We start from the raw sequence: 18334 nt of genomic DNA, 5'->3' as shown, positions 1-18334 counted from the left end.
GGTCAGCAGACGGGCAAGGCGCAACCACGCGCGCACCAGCCCGGCGAAGACCATCACTCGCTCCCGTTCTCGACTGCGGCCGATTCCGCGAACAGCTCACAGTTCCGTCAGCCGTTACCTGTGGGTAAGTTTGCCCGACGACGAAGCGCAGGTCTCTACGGTCGGCACCGAAGGAAGACCGGAACCTTCGACCTGCGGTCCTCTCGGTACCGAAGGCAGGGGTAGGCAGAGATGACATCTCCACTGCTCGGCCGGGACGCGGAACTCGCGACTCTCGGACGCTTGCTGGACGACGCGGTCATGGGCACGGGCTCGTGCGTCGTCGTCACCGGTGGGTTCGGCATCGGCAAGACGGCGGTCCTCGACGCGCTCGCCGCAGACGCCCGCGAACGCGGCTTCACGGTCCGCCTCGCCAAGAGCGCCCGGCTGGAAAGCCACCTGCCCGGCGCCGTCGTGCGGCAGCTCGCGCCGTGCCTCGCCAACGAACACGACCTCGAAGAGCTGTACGCGCGCGCCGCGAACTCCGCGCGCAAGACGCCCATCCTCATGGTCATCGACGACGTCCACGTCGCCGACACCTTCTCCAAGCGCGCGCTCGCGTACCTGCGCCCGCGACTGAGAGACATGCCCGTCGTCATCGCGCTCGGTGCGTCCCAGGGGTATCTCGCCACCGACGAGGTCACGCTGCCCGAGATCGCCGGCGCCCACCCGCACCGCCTCGACCTCGACGGCCTCGACGTCGTGACCGTCGAAGCGCTCACCGGGAACCACCCGGACCGGGACCCCAAGCGCTGCCACGAACTCACCGGCGGCAACCCCTACCTGCTGCAGGCGTTGCTGCGCGAGGAAGGCGAGGGCTCGGCCGCGGTCGGCGAGATGGTCGGCGTGCGGCTGCGCGAGTACACCGGCGCCGCCGAGGTCGCGCGGTCCGCCGCCGTGCTCGACGGGGACGCGGGCCTCGAACTGCTGTCCGCGCTCACCGGGTTCGACGCGCTGCCCGCCGTCGACACGCTCGTCCGGCTCGGCGTGCTCGCCGACACCGACCCGCTGACGTTCCTGCACCCGTTCGTGCGCAACAGCATCCTCGCCGACATGCCGGTCGCCGTCCGGTCCGCCGCGCACGCCCGCGCCGCCTGGCTGCTGTTCGAGTCGGACGCCCCGGACGAGCGCGTCGCCGAGCACGTGCTCAAGGCCAGGTCCGTCCGCTTGCCGTGGGCCGTCGACCTGCTGCGCGAGGTCGGCGGTGTCGAGCACCTGGAACGCGCGCTGGACGAACACCTCTCCGAACCCGACCGGCTGGCCGTCGAGGTCGAGCTCGGCCACACCGAACACCTGCGGGACCGGAAACAGGGCCGCGACCGGGTCCGCGACGCGTTGATGCGCTGCGAGGACCCGCACCTCGCCGCGAACGTCGCGCTGTCGTTGATCCAGCGCATGTGCACCGGCACCGACGCGCACTTCGCCGTCTCGCTCGCGATCATGGTCGTCGCCCGGCTGCTGCCCGAGGACCGCGACCTCGTCTGGAACCTCGTCTGCACCACGTACCTGTTGTCCGCCAACAGGGACGCGCACATGGCCAACTGCGCGGGCAAGTACTTCGAGGACCTCGTCGGCGAGATCCCGCAGGCCCCGGAACTCCAGCGCGCCCGGTCGGCGTTGCTCGCGGTCGGCAACGCCCGCAGCGGTGACTCGTACGCCGAAGCCGTCGAACACGCGCTGGAAGCACTCGAAGGCGACTGGGTCGACGTCTTCGGCGAGCCGTACCTCTTCACGTTCCTGGTGCCCGTGCTCGGCGACAACCCCGAGCACATCACCAAGTTCTGGCTCTCGCACAGCACCGCGCCGGTCTCGCACGACCCGCACCTGCGCCGCGGGATGCTCAGCATGATCGCCCGCGCCGGAGCGTTCCACAACAACGGCGACCTCGCGCGCGCCTACACGTTCCTCACCCCGCCGGTGTCGACGGGCAACCGGGACTGCCCCGCCGTCGTGCTCGCCACCGCGAAGCTCGCCGAGGTGTGCATCGAGATGGGGCAGTTCGACGAGGCCGCCCCGCTGGTCGCCGAGGACGGCGACCTGTTGCAGCACATCAACGTCGTCTACGCGCGCGGCCGGCTCAAGCTCGCGTCGTGCCACGCCGAGGGCGGGCTGGAGGACCTGCTGGAGGCGGGCCGCCGCCTCGCCGAGCGGGACATGCCGAACCCGGCGCTCATGCCGTGGCGGCACCACGCCGTGCGCGCGCACCTCGCGATCGGCAACCGCGAGGACGCTGCCCGCCTGGCGCACGAGGAACTCGACCTGGCCAAGCGCTGGGGTTCGCCGCGGGTGATCGGCACGGCGCTGATGAGCGTCGGCATCAGCACCGACGACGTCGAGGTCCTCCTTGAGGCGGAGGAGGTGCTGGCCTCGTCACCGCACCGGCTGCTGCACGCCCAGTCGTCGTACTGGCTCGGCCACCACCTGCGTCGCAAGGGCAGGGCCGACGCCGCGGCCCCGCACCTGCGGCGGGCCTACGACCTGGCCCGGCACCTGAGCGCGCACCCGCTGGCCAAGCTCGCGGGCGACGAGGTCCGCGACGAGGACGACCAGGTGCAGGGCCTTACCAAGCAGGAGAACCGGGTCGCGCGGATGGCGGCGCAGGGCCAGACGAACCGGCAGATCGCCGAAGCCCTGCACCTCACCCGCCGCACCGTCGAACTGCACCTGTCGAGCGCCTACCGCAAGCTCGGCATCACGGGACGAGCTGAGCTCGTCGCCGCCTTGTGGTCCTGACGGCGAGCAGCAGACCCGCCAGCAACGCCATCACGATCACGGTGACGGCCGCCGACAGCACCAGGAACTCGTCGAGCCTGCCACTCGTGAGGTAGGCGCCGAGCGCGATCGCCACGACCGCGCACACGGCACGGTCCATGATGGACTCCATCGAGAGAAGCGTCGCACGGTAACGGGAATCCGGGATCGCGTCGTTGAGCAGCTTCTTCTGGACGGGGAAGCTCATGCCCGCCGTGACGGAGAACAGGCACAGCAACACGATCGTCACCACCCCGCCGGACGGCACGATGAACCCGATCGCCAGCGCCATCACGATCGTCAGCAGGAACACGGACTTCGCCGGTCCGATCTTCCGCGAGAGCCAGTGCGGACGGGCGGCGGCCAGCGCCTCGAAGACCGTCATCGCGGCGAGCACCGAGCCGTACCAGGTGACCGGGACGTCCTTGGTGTCGAGGACCGGCTGGAACAGGTTCACCTGCAGGATGCGCACCAGTGTGAACATCGCGATGCCCTGGATCATCAGGAGCAACAGCCAGCGGGAGGTCCTGAGCGCGCCGAACGCACCGCCGACGCCCGCGAGGAGCTTCGCCGTCTTGCCCTCCGGCCTCGTCCAGCCGGGGATCGGCGGGAGTTTCAGCGCGAAGACGACGGCGATCGCGGCGTTGATCGCCGTCAGCCAGTACGGCGACGGCATGTTCCACTGCATCAGCAGGCCGATCACCGGCCAGTACACGATCTTGCCGATCAGGCTGTACGACCGCCCGACACCCTCGACCCTGAGGTAGAGGTGCCCGGCGTCGTGCGCGTGCAGGTACTCGTACAGGTACGCGCTCTGAGCGCCGGAGATCAACGACCTGGCCAGCGCGATCAGCAGGAAGTGCACCAGGAACCCGGTGTAGTTCCCGGCGAGCACCGGCACCAGGTTCGCGACGACCAGCACGCTCGCGCCGAGCCACAGCGACGTGCGGTAGTCGAAGCGGTCCGCGACCATGCCGGTCGGGATCTCCATGAGGCAGAACGCGATGTAGTAGATCGACTGGATGCCGAAGATCTCGGCGTCGCTCAGCCCGAGCTGCTTCTGGTACTCGTAGAAGACCGGGATCCACAGCAGCAGCCCGAAGAAGAACTGGAAGCCGTACGTCAGGCGGACGGCACGCGCCACTTCCGGAGTCGCCGGTACGCGGAGACCCAGCATCAGATCGAGTACGGCCGCAGCTGCAGGACGTACAGGACGTCGTCGGTGGCGAGCCACTCGATGTCGACCGGCGAGTCGAACGTGTAGTCCGGCGAGAAGTGCGCCTGGAGCAGGCGGCCCACGATCGCGAGCCGTTGCAGCTGCTGGTGGGCTCGGGGGCCGAGGTCCTCGGTGGCGTCACCGAGGGAGACCGTGCGGCCGCCACCCTCCACAGTGGAGTAGAGGTACTGCATCGGCTGTGTCGAACCCTCGACCACGTCGGTGACGTTCGGCGAGACGTTGACGTAGACGTTGCGGAAGTCGGTGCGGTTCATGGGGTTCGTCGTGACCATGACACCGCCGAAGTCGGCCTTGACCTGCTCCTGGATCACGACGCCCATGAAGCAGTCGTCCAGCGAGATGCCCGCCTGCTGGCGGAGCCGGACGCTGCGCGCGGACACGAGCGACGCCCACACCTCCTTCACCGACTCGACGATCTTCTCGGCGCTGGTGACGTGGTTGTACGACTCGTAGATGCCCGCGGCGGAGAACCCGGCGAGGTCCTCGGCGTTGGACGAGCTGCGCACGACGAAGGTCTTGACGCCGGCGAGGTTCTCGACCAGCGCGGAGTCCAGTTCGGACAGCAGGTAGTCCGGCACGCGGGTCTTGCGGATCAGCTGCTGGAGCTCGACGCAGAGCGGTTCGATCTCACGGGCGTTGAGCTCCAGCGCCATCTTGAGCTTGCCGATGGCCTGCTGGATCTTCGGCGACGACTCCAGGAAACCCTGGTGCAGCGAGAACGGCAGCGCGACGCCGCGCGGCACCCGGACCCGTTCCGCGAGCAGCTGCTGGGCGGCCTGCAGCAGGTCGTCGCTCTCGGCGTCGAGCAGCTTCGCCAGGTACGGCAGGAGGTTGTCGCGCGGCGGGCGCGGCACCGAGAAGAACCCGAGCAGACGGCGCGGCGACTCGGTGGCGAGCACGTGGTGCAGTTCGCCGAGGTTCGCGGCCTTCGTGCCGTAGCGGTGGCGGTCGTTGTAGCGGATCTTCGCGAGGTTCACGACCGGGTTGTAGGTGTGCTCGGGCTCGTCGAGCGTGACGCGCTGCGCGTACCAGGCGGGCCGCTGCCCGAGGTCCTGCGGCTCGTCGATCAGCCGCAACCCGACCCCGGCGCTCTTCGGCGACACCTCGTACTCGACCCACTGGCCGTCGAGGTTCTCCCGGTCGATCAGCTCGAACGCGCCGATCTGGATGGCGTTCGGAATCGACCAGCCGGTCGCCAGGACGTTCGTGTGCGACAACGGCGTCGTGTGGCTCGCGTTGATGATGCCGGCGAGCCGCGGAATGTCGTCCGGAACGCGGTGCATCACGACGATGTCGAACCATTCGAGGGTGTTCTCGCGGTACTCCCGCTCGTCGCGGAATGCGCGCAACCGGCCCTTGGCCGTGCCCGCGTTCAATGCGACGAACTCCGCCGTGGAGAAGAGTTCGTGCGCGAGGATCCGCGGCAGCCGTTCCGCCGGAATGTCGGCGACGGCCTGTTCCTGGAGGTGGTTCGCGGGCTTGAAGAACAACGGCGTGGCGGCGTCGACGTTGCGGCGCACCTCGGCGTGGAAGAACTCGATCATGTCCGCCGACATGGTGTCGACCTCGACGGTCTCCAGCGAGAACATGTTCCGGTCCTCGCGCTGGTGCAGCGACAGGATGCCGAGGAAGAACCGCCGGTCAGAGGCGTGGTAGAAGCTGTGGTTGAACTCGTCGATCCGGGCCCGCAGCTCGCTTTCGGCGATCCCGAGGATCTCGGTGCCGATGTAGATCGCGTGGAACTCGTGGCGTGCGTTGTTGAGGAAGTGGATGGTGTCGTTCTGCCGGTCCACCACCACCTTGACGAATGAATAACCACCCAGACTGCCGGACAGCTGGTTGAATGCTGACAGGGTCAGCGGTTCCCCGACCAGCCCCGCCACGTCGGCTTCCTGGACAGCCACATCCGCTCCTCTCGTTTTTGCAAACGAGTGAGTGTGACATCGCCGCGGGTGGGGTTATTCCAGTCCGAATCTCATTTGGTTCGAGTCCGGTTCACCTTCCCTCAACCTCTTGTTAATTGGAGACCGGCGTCACCGCCTGTTGGGTGAAGAATCCAACGTGGTGGGACGCCGGTCTCGTGAGGTGAGCCGAACTTCCGGTTCGTGATCTGGGTTACCCGAGCTGGGTGGACTCCCTGGCGAGCTTCTCGATCCGCTCCCAGTCGCCCTGCACGAGGGCGTCCTTGGGCGCGAGCCACGAGCCGCCGACGCAGCCGACGTTCGCGAGCTTCAGGTAGTCCGGCGCCGTCTGCGGGGTGATGCCGCCGGTCGGGCAGAACCGGACGTGCGGGATCGGCCCGCCGATGGACTTCAGGTAGTCGGCGCCTCCCGCGGCCTCGGCGGGGAAGAACTTGAGCGCCGTCAGCCCGCGCTCGGCCAGCCGCATCACCTCGGACACCGTCGCCGCGCCCGGCAGGTACGGCAGCCCGGTCGCGTCGGCGGCGTCGAGCACCCGCTCGGTCGTGCCGGGGGTGACGAGGAACGCCGCCCCGGCCTTCGCGGCCTGCTCCGCGTGCTCCGGCGCCGTCACCGTGCCCGCGCCGATCACGATCTCCGGCACCTCGCGGGCGACGTTCTCGATCGCGGCGAGCGCGGCCGGGGTGCGCAGCGTCAGTTCGATGACGCGGACGCCACCGCGCAGCAGCGCCTGGGCGAGCGGCACCGCGTGGTCGGCGTCGTCGACCACGACGACGGGGATGACGGGCGACAGGCCGAGGAGGTCCGCGCCGGTGCTCACCCGAAGAACGTCGCTGGGACTGTCACCGTTGGTCACTGCTGCTCTCCTTGCCGAGGTCCTGCTGTTGATGATCCAAAACCGATGTATCGCACATCGGCGTACTGCACGACGTTGACGCCGATGTTGACGACGACGTTGACGAGGTTGATGTGGACGTTGACGAGGTTGATGCCGTCAATACCGACGTTGACGACATTGACCACGTCAACCTCGGCATCGAGGCCGTCAACGTCGAGGTTGACGACATTGACGACATTGACGACGTTCGCCTCATTCCAGCCCGTCACCGTGCCGGCCGCCCACCGGGAGTGGCCGCTGTCACGTCCACCACCCCGGCGGACTGGCCATCCACCTAGTGGTGCGTGACCGGCGCGAAGTGGTCGGCCGTGATCGGGCCGAACACGGTGGCCCCGCGGTCGGCCGGTCCCACGCTCCGCCGCAACGCCGCGAACAGCTCACGCCCGGTGCCCATCCACTCCCGGCTGGTCGGCGGGAAGTCGACCAGCGGCCGCGACGCGAGTTCGTCGGCGGGCACCTGCACCTCCAGCGTCCCCGCCGAGGCGTCCAGCCGCACGACGTCGCCGTCGCGCACCCGTCCCAACGGCCCGCCGACCGCCGCCTCGGGCGTCAGCTGGATCGCGGCCGGGATCTTGCCCGACGCGCCGGACATGCGGCCGTCGGTCACCAGCGCGACCTTGTAGCCCCGGTCCATCAGCACGCCGAGCGGCGGGGTGAGCTTGTGCAGCTCGGGCATGCCGTTGGCCTGCGGTCCCTGCTGCCGGACGACGACGACCACGTCGCGGTCGAGCTCGCCCGCCTTGAAGGCCTCCTGGAACGCCTCCTGCGTGGTGAACACGCGGGCGGGGGCCTCGACGACGTGGTTCTCGACGGCGACGGCCGAGACCTTGATGACCGAACGGCCGAGGTTGCCCGACAGCATGCGCAGACCGCCGTCGGAGGCGAACGGCTCGGTGACGGGACGCAGGACGTCGAGGTCCAGGGAACGGCCGGGGCCGTCGACCCAGATCAGCTCACCGTCGGCCAGCAGCGGTTCCTGGCGGTAGCGGTCGAGGCCCGGCCCGGCGACGGTGTTCACGTCGGCGTGCAGCAGGCCCGAGTCCAGCAGGGTGCCGACGACGAACTGCACGCCGCCCGCCGCCTGGAAGTGGTTGATGTCGGCGCTGCCGTTCGGGTAGACGCGGGCGATCAGCGGCACGACGGACGACAGGTCGGAGAAGTCGTCCCAGCTCAGTTCGATGCCCGCGGCGGCGGCGATGGCGACGAGGTGCATCGTGTGGTTCGTCGAACCACCGGTGGCCAGCAACGCCACCACGCCGTTGACGACGGCCTTCTCGTCCACGATGTGCGCGATCGGGGTGTAGTGCTCGCCGCGGGCCATCTCGACGGCGCGGCGGCCGGCGTGCTCGGTCAGCGCGCGGCGCAGCGGGGTGCCCGGCGGCACGAACGACGCGCCCGGCAGGTGCAGGCCCATGACCTCGACGACCATCTGGTTCGAGTTCGCGGTGCCGTAGAACGTGCAGGTGCCGGGGGAGTGGTACGAGGCGGCCTCGGCCTCCAGCAGCTCCTCGCGGGTGGCCCTGCCCTCCGCGTAGAGCTGCCGGACGCGCGCCTTCTCCTTGTTCGACAGGCCCGACGACATGGGCCCGGCGGGCACCAGGATCGACGGCAGGTGCCCGAACGACAGCGCGCCGATCAGCAGGCCGGGCACGATCTTGTCGCACACGCCCAGCAGCACGGCGGAGTCGAACATCTCGTGCGAGAGCGCCACGCCGGTCGACATGGCGATGACGTCGCGGCTGAACAGCGACAGCTCCATGCCGTCGCGGCCCTGGGTGATGCCGTCGCACATGGCGGGCACACCGCCGGCGAACTGGGACACACCCCCGGCCGCGCGCACGGAGTCCTTGATCCAGGCCGGGTACTCCTGGAACGGCTGGTGGGCCGACAGCATGTCGTTGTAGGACGACACGATCGCGACGTTGGACTTGCGCAGCGCGCGCAACGCCGCCTTGTCGCCGCCGGTGATTCCGGCGAAGCCGTGTGCCAGGTTGCTGCACGCGAAGCCGGACCGGGACGTTCCGTCCTGCGCGGCGGCGGCCACGCGCTCGAGGTACGCACGGCGCGAGTCGGCGCTGCGGGCGGCGATGCGGCGTGTCACCTCGGTCAGAACAGGATGCAGTTCGGTCATGGGGGTCTCCGGGTCATCACGGGCCGTGGTGGGGCCCTTACGAGACGACAACGGTGGCGTCCCACGGACGGGCGTGACGCCACACACACTAAGTCATGGCTGGTCGTAGACACAAAAACGATTCAGTAACTGGGACTGGACCAGTTTTGAATCTTGGCGTGTGGTGCTTGTCACATGGCTTGAGATTGGGCAGAGTGCGGGGCACGACCTTGGAACGGAGGTGTCCCATGAACTCCACGGAGATCGTCGAGCTGCGCCGGGTCATCGGTCAGATGCGGCACGCCGTCAGCAATCTGCGCGCCAGGTACGGCGACGTGGCTGCGGTTCAGCGTCTGGCCAACGACGTGGAACGCATGGACATCGACGCTTCCGAACTCGTCGACCTCAGCACCCCCAGGCAGCGGGAAGCGCCTCAAGTGGAACGCGAGGTCGTGGTCGTGCCTGACACGCCTTACGACGAGTCGCTCTGGAAGGACGCGGACGACGAAGGACTCGGTGGGTACCGGAACCGGACCTGACCCAGCCCGAACTCACGGCCCTCGCGGACAGCGGGGGCCGTTACGCGTTTGTTCCACAACGACGTGGACCCCCAGAAAGGTGACCAATGGCGAGGGCAGAGATCGCCGCCAGGACTCTGCGCACGGACCGATGGTGGTTGCCGCCGCTGACGACGTTCGTCGGCCTGCTGCTCATCTCGATCTACGCGGCGTTCCGCACGTTCCAGGGGGACTACTACTGGGTCGACCAGTACCACTACCTCACACCGATGTACTCGCCGTGCCTCACGGAGGAGTGCGTCCCCGCGGCATCGCACTTCGGGCAGTGGTTCCCCGCGCTGCCCGGGTTCCTGACACCGCCGCTGCTGATCATCCCGTTCCTGCTGGGATTCCGGATCACCTGCTACTACTACCGCAAGGCCTACTACCGCGCGGCCTGGGCGTCGCCGCCCGCGTGCGCCGTGGCCGAGCCGCACAGCAAGTACACCGGTGAGACCCGGTTCCCGCTCATCGCGCAGAACCTGCACCGCTACTTCTTCTACGCGGCCTCGTTGCTGTTGCTGGTCAACATCTACGACGCGGTCTCGGCGTTCAGCACCGGCCTCGGGCTGGGCAACATCATCCTGCTGGTCAACGTCAGCCTGCTCGCCGCCTACACGCTGAGCTGCCACTCGTGCCGCCACATCGCCGGCGGACGGCTCAAGCACTTCTCCAAGCACCCGGTCCGCTACTGGATGTGGACGCAGATCTCCAAGCTGAACAACCGGCACATGCAGCTGGCGTGGGCTTCGCTGATCTTCGTCTGCCTCACGGACCTGTACGTCGCGCTGGTCGCCTCGGGAACGATCTCCGACCTCCGCTTCATCAACTAAGGAGTGGTTTTGCCCGAGCTGGAAAGGCATTCGTTCGACGTTCTCGTGATCGGCGCGGGTGGTGCCGGTCTGCGTGCCGCGATCGAGGCCCGTGAGCACGGCCTGCGCACCGCCGTTCTCTGCAAGTCGTTGTTCGGCAAGGCCCACACCGTCATGGCCGAGGGCGGCATCGCCGCCGCCATGGGCAACGCGAACGAGAGCGACAACTGGCAGGTGCACTTCCGCGACACGATGCGCGGAGGCAAGTTCCTCAACAACTGGCGCATGGCCGAGTTGCACGCACAGGAGGCGCCGCAACGGGTCTGGGAACTGGAGACCTACGGCGCGCTGTTCGACCGCACCAAGGACGGCCGGATCTCTCAGCGCAACTTCGGCGGCCACGAGTACCCGCGCCTCGCCCACGTCGGCGACCGCACCGGCCTCGAACTGATCCGCACGCTGCAGCAGAAGATCGTGTCGTTGCAGCAGGACGACTTCAAGGAGTTCGGCGACTACGAGGAACGCCTGCGCGTCTTCCAGGAGTTCACCGTCACCGAACTCGCGAAGGACGGCGACCGGATCTCCGGCGCGTTCGGCTACTGGCGCGAGTCCGGCCGGTTCGTGCTCTTCGAGGCACCGGCGGTGATCCTCGCGACCGGCGGCATCGGCAAGTCGTTCAAGGTCACGTCGAACTCCTGGGAGTACACCGGGGACGGGCACGCGCTCGCGATGCGCGCCGGGGCCTCGCTGATCAACATGGAGTTCATCCAGTTCCACCCCACGGGCATGGTCTGGCCGCCGTCGGTCAAGGGCATCCTCGTCACCGAGTCCGTGCGCGGTGACGGTGGCGTGCTGCGCAACTCCGACGGCAAGCGGTTCATGTTCGACTACATCCCCGAGGTGTTCAAGGACAAGTACGCCGACAACGAGGCGGAAGCCGACCGCTGGTACGCCGACCAGGCGAACAACCGGCGCCCACCGGAACTGCTGCCCCGCGACGAGGTCGCCCGCGCGATCAACTCCGAGGTCAAGGCCGGGCGCGGCTCACCCCACGGCGGCGTCTTCCTCGACGTCTCGACGCGGCTGCCCGCCGAGGAGATCCGGCGCCGGCTGCCGTCCATGCACCACCAGTTCAAGGAACTGGCCGATGTGGACATCACCGCGCAGCCCATGGAGGTGGGGCCGACGTGCCACTACGTCATGGGCGGCGTCGAGGTCGACCCGGACACCGGATCCTCCTCCGTGCCAGGCCTCTTCGCGGCCGGTGAGGTCTCCGGCGGCATGCACGGCTCCAACCGCCTCGGCGGCAACTCGCTGTCGGACCTGCTCGTCTTCGGACGCCGCGCGGGTGCCGGAGCGGCGGAGTACGTGCGAGCGCTCGGCGACCGGCCGGTCGTCCCGGAGGACACCGTCACCGAGGCCAGGGCCACGGCGCTCAAGCCGTTCCAGGAGGAGGGCGGCGAGAACCCGTACACGCTGCACATGGAACTGCAGCAGTCGATGAACGACCTCGTCGGCATCATCCGCCGCGCCGGCGAGATGGAGGAGGCGTTGCAGCGGCTGGAGAAGCTCAAGGAACGCGCCCGGTCGCTCACCGTCGAGGGCCACCAGCAGTTCAACCCCGGCTGGCACCTCGCGCTCGACCTGCGCAACATGCTGCTGGTGTCGGAGTGCGTGGCGAAGGCCGCGTTGCTGCGCACCGAGTCGCGCGGCGGGCACACCCGCGACGACCACCCCGTGATGGACGCGGAGTGGCGCCGGAAGCTGTTGGTGTGCACCACTTCCGACGAGGGCGTCCGCGTCGAGGAGAAGCCGCAGATCCCCATCCGGTCCGACCTGCTCGACCTGTTCGAGCGCACCGAGCTGGAGAAGTACCTCACCGCGGAGGAGCTGTCATGAGCTACCAGGGGAAGTTCCGGGTGTGGCGCGGTGACGACTCCGGCGGCGCGCTGGAGGACTTCACCGTCGAGGTCAACGAGGGCGAGGTCGTCCTCGACATCATCCACCGGCTCCAGGCCACCCAGGCGCCGGACCTCGCGGTGCGGTGGAACTGCAAGGCGGGCAAGTGCGGCTCGTGCTCCGCCGAGATCAACGGACGGCCGCGGCTGCTCTGCATGACCCGCATGTCGGTCTTCCAGGAGTCGGAGACGATCACGGTCACGCCGATGCGGACGTTCCCGATCATCCGCGACCTCGTCACCGACGTGTCCTTCAACTACACCAAGGCGCGCGAGGTCCCGTCGTTCGCGCCGCCGAAGGACCTGGCGCCGGGCGAGTACCGGATGCAGCAGGTCGACGTGGAACGCTCGCAGGAGTTCCGCAAGTGCATCGAGTGCTTCCTGTGCCAGAACACCTGCCACGTGGTGCGTGACCACGAGGAGAACAAGGAGGCGTTCTCGGGCCCGCGGTTCCTCATGCGGGTGGCGGAACTGGAGATGCACCCGCTCGACACGGCCGACCGCGTCGACCAGGCGCAGGACGACCACGGCCTCGGCTACTGCAACATCACCAAGTGCTGCAGCGAGGTGTGCCCCGAGCACATCCACATCACCGACAACGCGCTCATCCCCATGAAGGAGCGCGTCGCCGACCGCAAGTACGACCCGGTCGTCTGGCTCGGCAACAAGCTGTTCCGGCGGTCCTAGCGGTGTCGCGGGCCGGGGATCCTATCCCCGGCCCGCGGTACGCGGAACAGTTCTCCTCCTTTTGCCACTTTCGTGGGATCCCCCCCGATTTCACCGGGCCGGTGACGAAGTCCCGGTGCTGTACTGATGACGGATCGCGGTGGAGCGGTCCACATCGAATTGGGGGATTCGAAATGCGAATCTGTTTCGCTGCCCTTGTGGCGGCGTTGTTGTCATGTCTGTTCGTCCCGTCCGCGTCGGCGGAAACGTCGTCGTGCAACCCCTACCAGTCGGAGGGGAACGGGACGGTGAACATCTTCCTCGTCGCGCCCACGGGCGAACCGTGCACCATCGCGAGGGTGGTGACGCAGCTGGCGGGGGCGCCGGTGATTCCGACGCAGACCGGGTTCTTCCGGGTGTTCGGCCCGAACGGGCACATCAGCGACAGTCAGACCAAGTTCTGGACGTCGTCGGAGTCCTATCGCGCCGAGGTGAACCAGAAAACGCACGAGGGCACATTGTGGTGTTCGGAGTTCTGGATGCAGACAGGATCCACGTTCACCCGCGCCGACAATCCCGTGTGCATCGAACTCTGACAGTTCCGACAAGTCCTGGGGGACGTTGTGAAGATTCGTGAGTTCTTGGTGGCCGCCGTGATCGCGGCCGTCGTGGTACCCCTGGTGGCGCCGGCCGCGCACGCGGGCGGCGTGACGGGGACGTGCGGCGCGGTGCCGACGCAGAGCGAGTGCCAGATCGCGGCCCTGGACTTCCCGGGCGGCAGGCTCTCGATCGACGTGGACATCGACCGCAGGTGGCCTTACACCAACTACCGCACCACCTGGGACGTCTGGGACAGCCAGGGGCCGACCGGGTGCAAGCGCGAGATCTGGTCCGACGACCCGCCCGGGTCGTGGACCTGCGAGAACATCCACGCCGGCGGGATCACGCTGAGCGTCGACAAGCAGACGACGGACTTCGCCCACCTCGGCCTGCGCTGGTAGCTCACCCGGCGAGCCGCGGGACGACCAGCCCGGACTCGTACGCCATCACCACGGCCTGAGCCCGGCTGGTCAGCCGCAGCTTCGTCATCACGCGGTTGAGGTGCGTCTTCACCGTTCCCTCGGTGACGGTGAGGCGCGCCGCGATCGCGGTGTTCGTCAGCCCGGTGCCGACGAGTCGCAGCACCTCGCGTTCGCGGCCCGTCAGCTCCTCCAGCCCCGCGTCACTCCCGCGGGCCGCCGTGCCGCCCCTCAGGTAGGCCGCCACGAGCCTGCGCATCACCGTCGGGCCGAACTGCATCTCCCCGGACGCCACGGCCGTGATGGCGGCGATGAGGCGGGCCGGTTCGGACTCCTTCAGCACGAACCCCGCCGCGCCGAGCCGCAACGCCTCGTGGACGTACTCGTCCAGGTCGAACGTCGTCAGCACGAGCACCCGCGCGGATCCCGCGACGGTCTTCAACGCCGCCAGCCCCGGCAGGCGGATGTCGAGCAGGATCACGTCGGGCCGCGCCGTCCGCGCCAGAGCGCAGGCGGCGGCACTGTCGGCGGCCTCGCCCACGACGGTCAGGTCAGGTGCGGCGTTCAGCAACGCGACCAGGCCCGCTCTGAACAACGGCTGGTCGTCGACCACGAGCACGCGCGTCACAACGTCCCTCATTCAGGTGACGTCACCGCCGGCAGATCCCCCACCGGGAGCGTACCGCGAAAGTTGACGGGAGATCCACTGTCCGTGAGACGACCCGGTTCCGCTTCCGCCGCTACGTTCCGGCTCATGCGCACCGCATCGGCCGACCTGCTCGCCGTCCGCACGGTCACCGTGGACGGCTCGGACGTCTACCTCCGCGTCACCGACAGCCCGGTCGACCTGGAGATCCGGTGGTTCCGCGACGGACGGGTCGCGGGGGCGCCCGTGCTGTTCCCCGCGGGTGACCGCTCGCGCAGGCTGCTCGGCGCGAACTTCCCCGCGGGCACCACGTTCAGCCTCGACGTCGTGGGGGAGCAGACCGGGCGCTGGCGCGGTGTCGTCGACTGGAACGTCCGGAGATGACGAACGGGGCGTGTCCGAAGTGGACACGCCCCGTCTCGTTCGAGGACCGGTCAGACGGTGACGCCCGCACCGGCCGCCGCCGAGGCGTTGCCGAGCTGGACCTGCCCGGCCGCGTCGCCGTCGGTGTGGATGACCTTCTTGTTGCGGCGGTTGCGCTTCTCGAGGTAGGTCGCGAGCCACGTCAGCAACAGGCACAGTCCGATGTAGATCAGCGCGACCACGATCATCACCGAGATCATCGGGCGACCGAAGTTCACCGCGTCGCCACCGATGCGCGTACCCCACCGCAGCAGCTCCTCGAACGTGATGAGGAAGCCGAGCGCGGTGTCCTTCAGCAGCACCACGAGCTGGCTGATGATGGTCGGCAGCATCGCCCGCAACGCCTGCGGCAGCAGCACGAGCGTCATCACCTGGGTCTTGCGCATGCCCAGCGCGTACGCGGCCTCGCTCTGGCCCTTCGGCAGCGAGTTGATGCCGGCGCGGAAGATCTCCGCGAGCACCGAGCCGTTGTACAGCATCAGGCTGATCACGACCGCCGTGAACGCACTCAGCTTCACCCCGGCCACGGGAAGGCCGTAGTAGAAGAAGAACATCATGATCACGAGCGGGATCGCGCGGAAGATCTCGACGATCACCGCCGCGGGAGCGCGCACCCAGGCGTGGTCCGACAGCCGCGCGGCCGCGAAGATCGCGCCGAACACGAGCGCCAGCACCGCGCCGACGGCGAACGCGGCCAGCGTGTTGCCGATCGCCTCCACCAGCGACAGCTGGATCACCTTGTAGTTGATCCAGTCGAGCCTGCGCGCCGTGAACTGGTCGGTGACGATGAACCGCATGACCACGTACACCACGGCCGCGATCACGGCCGCGATGCCGACGACCGCCATGATCTTGTGACGGACGCGGGCCTTCGGGCCCGGGACGTCGAACAGCACCATGCTCATCGGGCCACGCTCCAGCGCTTCTCGAAGACCTGCTGCACGTAAGTCAGCGGCATGACCAGGATGACGAACCCGAGAGCGACCCAGAGGAGTCCCAGCAGGACGTTGTCACCCTGGTCCGACAGCTGCTCACGGATGTTGCCCGCCTGGAAGACGGCGAACCCCGACGCGACGGTCGTGTTCTTCAGCAACGCGATCATGGTGCTCGTCATCGGCGGCACCACCGAGCGCAACGCCTGCGGCAGCACCACGTTGCCGAGCATCTGCGTGAACGTGAGACCCAGCGCGCGGGAGGCCTCGGCCTGCCCGACCGGCACCGTGTTGATGCCCGACCGCACGACCTCGCAGACGAACGCCGCCGTGTAGAGCGACAGCGCGACGACCGCGGCGGTGTACTCGTCGATCTTCAGGATCTCGAGCAGCGGGTACGCGAACACGAAGAACACGAAGACCAGCGTCAGCGGCGTGTTGCGCAGGATCGTCACGTACGCCGTGCCGATGCCGCGGAACACCGGCACCGGGCTGACCCTCAGCGCGGCGAGGAGCGTACCCAGCACCAGGGACAGCACCGCGGAGATCGCGAAGAGCTGAAGGGTCTGCCCGAACGCGTCGAGGAAGAATGAGAAGTTCTTGGTGAGGACGTTCATCGGTTTCCTTGCCGTCCGTCCGCCTTCAAAGGAACGGCCGGCGGACCCGCGTGGGATCCACCGGCCACGTGAACAACCGTCAGTACCGGTCGATCTTCGGCTTCTCCGCGGACGAGCCCGACTTGCCGAGCGTGCCGTCGTAGATCTTCTGCCAGGTGCCGTCGTCGAGCGAGGACTGCAGGATGTCGTTCACCTTGTCGCGCAGCGCCTTGTCGTCCTTGGGCAGGCCGATGCCGTACGGCTCGCTGGAGAACGTCTTGCCGACGACCTTCAGCTTGCCCTCCTCGGCGGCGGCGTAGCCCTTGAGGATCGCGTCGTCGGTGGTGACGGCGTCGACCTCACCGTTGAGGAGCTTGGTGACGCACTGCGAGTAGCCCTGGAACTCGAGGACGTTGCCGGGCTCGGTGAGGCCCTTCTCCTTGACGTTCTTGGCCGGGGTGGAGCCGGTGACCGAGCAGACCTTCTTGCCCTTGAGGGCGTCCGGGCCGGTGATGTCGGTGTTGTCCTTCTTCACCAGCAGGTCCTGGCCGGCGACGAAGTACGGGCCCGCGAACGCGACCTTCTCCTTGCGGCCCGCGTTGATCGTGTAGGTGCCGACGTAGTAGTCGACGTCCCCGTTGATCAGCGCCTGCTCGCGAGCGGCCGACTGGACGGTCTTGTACTGGATCTTCTCGGGGTCGAAGCCGAGCTTCGCCGAGATGAGCTTCGCGATGTCGATGTCGAAGCCGCTGTACTTGTTCGTCGTCGGGTCCTTGTACCCGAGGCCCGGCTGGTCCTCCTTGACGCCGACGATCAGCGAACCGCGCGACTTCGCCTTGTCGAACGTGGGCGAACCGGCGACGGCGACGTCCTTGGCGACCTCGAACAGACCGGCGGGCGCGGCGCCCTGGTCGGCCGGAGCGCCTTCCTTGCCACACGCGGTCAGGGCCAGTGCGCCCGTCAGCAGCACCGCCGCAAGGGTGCGAACCCTCATCGTCCTTCTCCTGCCATTCGTTCTGGAAGTGGGCTGACTACTAGTGAGTCAGGATCTTGCCAAGGAAGTCCTTCGCGCGGTTGGACTTCGGGGCCGAGAAGAACTCTTCCGGGGTCGAGTCCTCGACCACCTCGCCGTCGGACATGAAGATCACGCGGTCCGCGGCCTTGCGGGCGAAGCCCATCTCGTGCGTGACGACGAGCATCGTCATGCCGTCCTTGGCCAGGCCCGTCATGACGTCCAGGACCTCCTGGACCATCTCCGGGTCGAGCGCGGACGTCGGCTCGTCGAACAGCATCACCTTCGGCTTCATGGCGAGCGCGCGGGCGATCGCGGCGCGCTGCTGCTGGCCACCGGAGAGCTGGGCGGGGAACTTGTCGGCCTGGTTCGCGATCCCGACGCGCTCCAGCAGTTCCATCGCGGTCTTGCGCGCGTCGGCGGCGGGCGTCTTGCGCACCTTCACCGGGGCGAGCATGACGTTCTCGACGATGGTTTTGTGGGCGAAAAGGTTGAAGGACTGGAACACCATGCCGACATCGGCGCGGAGTCGGGCCAGTTCTTTTCCTTCGGCGGGAAGCGGCTGGCCGTCGACCTCGATGACACCGGAATCGATCGGCTCGAGGCGGTTGATGGTCCGGCACAGGGTCGACTTACCGGAACCCGACGGCCCCAGCACGACCACGACCTGCCCCTTCGGCACTTCCAGCTGCACGTTCTTGAGCACGTGCAACGGGCCGAAGAACTTGTCCACACCCGCCACACGAATCATCGGCGGTG

At 68.1% G+C, this 18334-nt stretch carries 18 protein-coding genes; 8 read left to right on the top strand and 10 right to left on the bottom strand.

Features of this window, described 5'->3' with window-relative positions; all coding sequences use genetic code 11:
- The first annotated feature begins 231 nt into the window (after positions 1-231).
- Positions 232-2772, top strand: a complete 2541-nt coding sequence (locus QSK25_RS39830; protein ID WP_285646294.1) for a helix-turn-helix transcriptional regulator — start codon at positions 232-234, stop codon at positions 2770-2772.
- Here the strand turns inward: QSK25_RS39830 and QSK25_RS39825 are convergent.
- The 5 genes from QSK25_RS39825 to edd all read right to left on the bottom strand — a co-directional run bounded on the left by QSK25_RS39825 (position 2732) and on the right by edd (position 8975).
- Positions 2732-3967, bottom strand: a complete 1236-nt coding sequence (locus QSK25_RS39825; RefSeq protein WP_285646293.1) for an MFS transporter — start codon at positions 3965-3967, stop codon at positions 2732-2734. The two genes, QSK25_RS39830 and QSK25_RS39825, sit on opposite strands and share 41 nt — an antisense overlap.
- Positions 3967-5931, bottom strand: a complete 1965-nt coding sequence (locus QSK25_RS39820) for a PEP/pyruvate-binding domain-containing protein (protein WP_285646292.1) — start codon at positions 5929-5931, stop codon at positions 3967-3969. The genes QSK25_RS39825 and QSK25_RS39820 overlap by 1 nt, the downstream gene beginning before the upstream one ends.
- A 211-nt stretch (positions 5932-6142) precedes the next feature.
- Positions 6143-6766, bottom strand: a complete 624-nt coding sequence (gene eda / locus QSK25_RS39815; protein ID WP_285646388.1) for a bifunctional 4-hydroxy-2-oxoglutarate aldolase/2-dehydro-3-deoxy-phosphogluconate aldolase — start codon at positions 6764-6766, stop codon at positions 6143-6145.
- Between the two features lie 32 nt (positions 6767-6798).
- A complete protein-coding gene (locus tag QSK25_RS39810; RefSeq protein ID WP_285646291.1) occupies positions 6799-7053 on the bottom strand; it encodes a hypothetical protein in 255 nt (84 codons plus the stop codon).
- 65 nt (positions 7054-7118) lie between these two features.
- Positions 7119-8975 (bottom strand): phosphogluconate dehydratase, encoded by a 1857-nt coding sequence (gene edd / locus QSK25_RS39805; RefSeq protein WP_285646289.1) that lies wholly within the window; start codon positions 8973-8975, stop codon positions 7119-7121.
- 227 nt (positions 8976-9202) lie between these two features.
- Here edd and QSK25_RS39800 point away from each other — a divergent pair, with 227 nt between their 5' ends.
- From QSK25_RS39800 to QSK25_RS39775, 6 genes are all read left to right on the top strand, one after another.
- Complete coding sequence (locus QSK25_RS39800; RefSeq protein WP_285646288.1) at positions 9203-9493, top strand: Rv0250c family protein; 291 nt, start codon at positions 9203-9205, stop codon at positions 9491-9493.
- 86 nt (positions 9494-9579) lie between these two features.
- The gene (sdhC, locus tag QSK25_RS39795) at positions 9580-10344 is read left to right on the top strand and encodes a succinate dehydrogenase subunit SdhC (RefSeq protein ID WP_285646287.1); all 765 of its coding nucleotides are present in this window, start codon (positions 9580-9582) and stop codon (positions 10342-10344) included.
- A 9-nt stretch (positions 10345-10353) separates the two neighbouring features.
- A complete protein-coding gene (locus QSK25_RS39790; RefSeq protein WP_285646286.1) occupies positions 10354-12222 on the top strand; it encodes a fumarate reductase/succinate dehydrogenase flavoprotein subunit in 1869 nt (622 codons plus the stop codon).
- A complete protein-coding gene (locus QSK25_RS39785) occupies positions 12219-12968 on the top strand; it encodes a succinate dehydrogenase/fumarate reductase iron-sulfur subunit (protein WP_285646285.1) in 750 nt (249 codons plus the stop codon). The genes QSK25_RS39790 and QSK25_RS39785 overlap by 4 nt, the downstream gene beginning before the upstream one ends.
- A gap of 173 nt (positions 12969-13141) precedes the next feature.
- A complete protein-coding gene (locus QSK25_RS39780) occupies positions 13142-13543 on the top strand; it encodes a hypothetical protein (RefSeq protein WP_285646283.1) in 402 nt (133 codons plus the stop codon).
- A gap of 27 nt (positions 13544-13570) precedes the next feature.
- Positions 13571-13948 (top strand): hypothetical protein, encoded by a 378-nt coding sequence (locus QSK25_RS39775; protein ID WP_285646282.1) that lies wholly within the window; start codon positions 13571-13573, stop codon positions 13946-13948.
- A 1-nt stretch (position 13949) separates the two neighbouring features.
- Here QSK25_RS39775 and QSK25_RS39770 read toward each other — a convergent pair whose 3' ends face one another.
- Complete coding sequence (locus QSK25_RS39770) at positions 13950-14606, bottom strand: response regulator (protein WP_285646280.1); 657 nt, start codon at positions 14604-14606, stop codon at positions 13950-13952.
- A gap of 114 nt (positions 14607-14720) precedes the next feature.
- Between QSK25_RS39770 and QSK25_RS39765 the strand changes: the two genes are divergently transcribed.
- Complete coding sequence (locus QSK25_RS39765; protein WP_285646279.1) at positions 14721-14996, top strand: hypothetical protein; 276 nt, start codon at positions 14721-14723, stop codon at positions 14994-14996.
- A 50-nt stretch (positions 14997-15046) separates the two neighbouring features.
- On the opposite strand, the gene QSK25_RS39760 is transcribed toward QSK25_RS39765, so the two are convergent.
- The 4 genes from QSK25_RS39760 to QSK25_RS39745 all read right to left on the bottom strand — a co-directional run bounded on the left by QSK25_RS39760 (position 15047) and on the right by QSK25_RS39745 (position 18326).
- A complete protein-coding gene (locus QSK25_RS39760) occupies positions 15047-15940 on the bottom strand; it encodes an amino acid ABC transporter permease (RefSeq protein WP_285646278.1) in 894 nt (297 codons plus the stop codon).
- Positions 15937-16584: an amino acid ABC transporter permease gene (locus QSK25_RS39755; protein ID WP_285646277.1), complete on the bottom strand. Its 648-nt coding sequence runs from the start codon at positions 16582-16584 to the stop codon at positions 15937-15939. Before QSK25_RS39755 ends, QSK25_RS39760 begins: the two co-directional genes overlap by 4 nt.
- A gap of 79 nt (positions 16585-16663) precedes the next feature.
- Complete coding sequence (locus QSK25_RS39750) at positions 16664-17557, bottom strand: glutamate ABC transporter substrate-binding protein (RefSeq protein WP_285646276.1); 894 nt, start codon at positions 17555-17557, stop codon at positions 16664-16666.
- 40 nt (positions 17558-17597) lie between these two features.
- A complete protein-coding gene (locus QSK25_RS39745; protein ID WP_176960056.1) occupies positions 17598-18326 on the bottom strand; it encodes an amino acid ABC transporter ATP-binding protein in 729 nt (242 codons plus the stop codon).
- Positions 18327-18334 lie beyond the last annotated feature (8 nt).

The sequence above is a fragment of the Lentzea sp. NBRC 102530 genome (genome assembly GCF_030269365.1).
GTDB lineage: Bacteria > Actinomycetota > Actinomycetes > Mycobacteriales > Pseudonocardiaceae > Lentzea.
The sequence above is the reverse complement of the archived record's forward strand: the minus strand, read 5'-3'. Positions and strand labels throughout refer to the sequence as shown.

Bases quoted from the DNA above. Each gene is read 5' to 3' on its own strand.
- QSK25_RS39830 (WP_285646294.1), top strand. From the start codon at position 232: ATGACATCTCCACTGCTCGGCCGGGACGCGGAACTCGCGACTCTCGGA.
- QSK25_RS39825 (WP_285646293.1), bottom strand. From the start codon at position 3,967: ATGCTGGGTCTCCGCGTACCGGCGACTCCGGAAGTGGCGCGTGCCGTC.
- edd (WP_285646289.1), bottom strand. From the start codon at position 8,975: ATGACCGAACTGCATCCTGTTCTGACCGAGGTGACACGCCGCATCGCC.
- QSK25_RS39800 (WP_285646288.1), top strand. From the start codon at position 9,203: ATGAACTCCACGGAGATCGTCGAGCTGCGCCGGGTCATCGGTCAGATG.
- sdhC (WP_285646287.1), top strand. From the start codon at position 9,580: ATGGCGAGGGCAGAGATCGCCGCCAGGACTCTGCGCACGGACCGATGG.
- QSK25_RS39785 (WP_285646285.1), top strand. From the start codon at position 12,219: ATGAGCTACCAGGGGAAGTTCCGGGTGTGGCGCGGTGACGACTCCGGC.
- QSK25_RS39780 (WP_285646283.1), top strand. From the start codon at position 13,142: ATGCGAATCTGTTTCGCTGCCCTTGTGGCGGCGTTGTTGTCATGTCTG.
- QSK25_RS39770 (WP_285646280.1), bottom strand. From the start codon at position 14,606: ATGAGGGACGTTGTGACGCGCGTGCTCGTGGTCGACGACCAGCCGTTG.
- QSK25_RS39765 (WP_285646279.1), top strand. From the start codon at position 14,721: ATGCGCACCGCATCGGCCGACCTGCTCGCCGTCCGCACGGTCACCGTG.
- QSK25_RS39760 (WP_285646278.1), bottom strand. From the start codon at position 15,940: ATGAGCATGGTGCTGTTCGACGTCCCGGGCCCGAAGGCCCGCGTCCGT.
- QSK25_RS39755 (WP_285646277.1), bottom strand. From the start codon at position 16,584: ATGAACGTCCTCACCAAGAACTTCTCATTCTTCCTCGACGCGTTCGGG.
- QSK25_RS39750 (WP_285646276.1), bottom strand. From the start codon at position 17,557: ATGAGGGTTCGCACCCTTGCGGCGGTGCTGCTGACGGGCGCACTGGCC.
- QSK25_RS39745 (WP_176960056.1), bottom strand. From the start codon at position 18,326: ATGATTCGTGTGGCGGGTGTGGACAAGTTCTTCGGCCCGTTGCACGTG.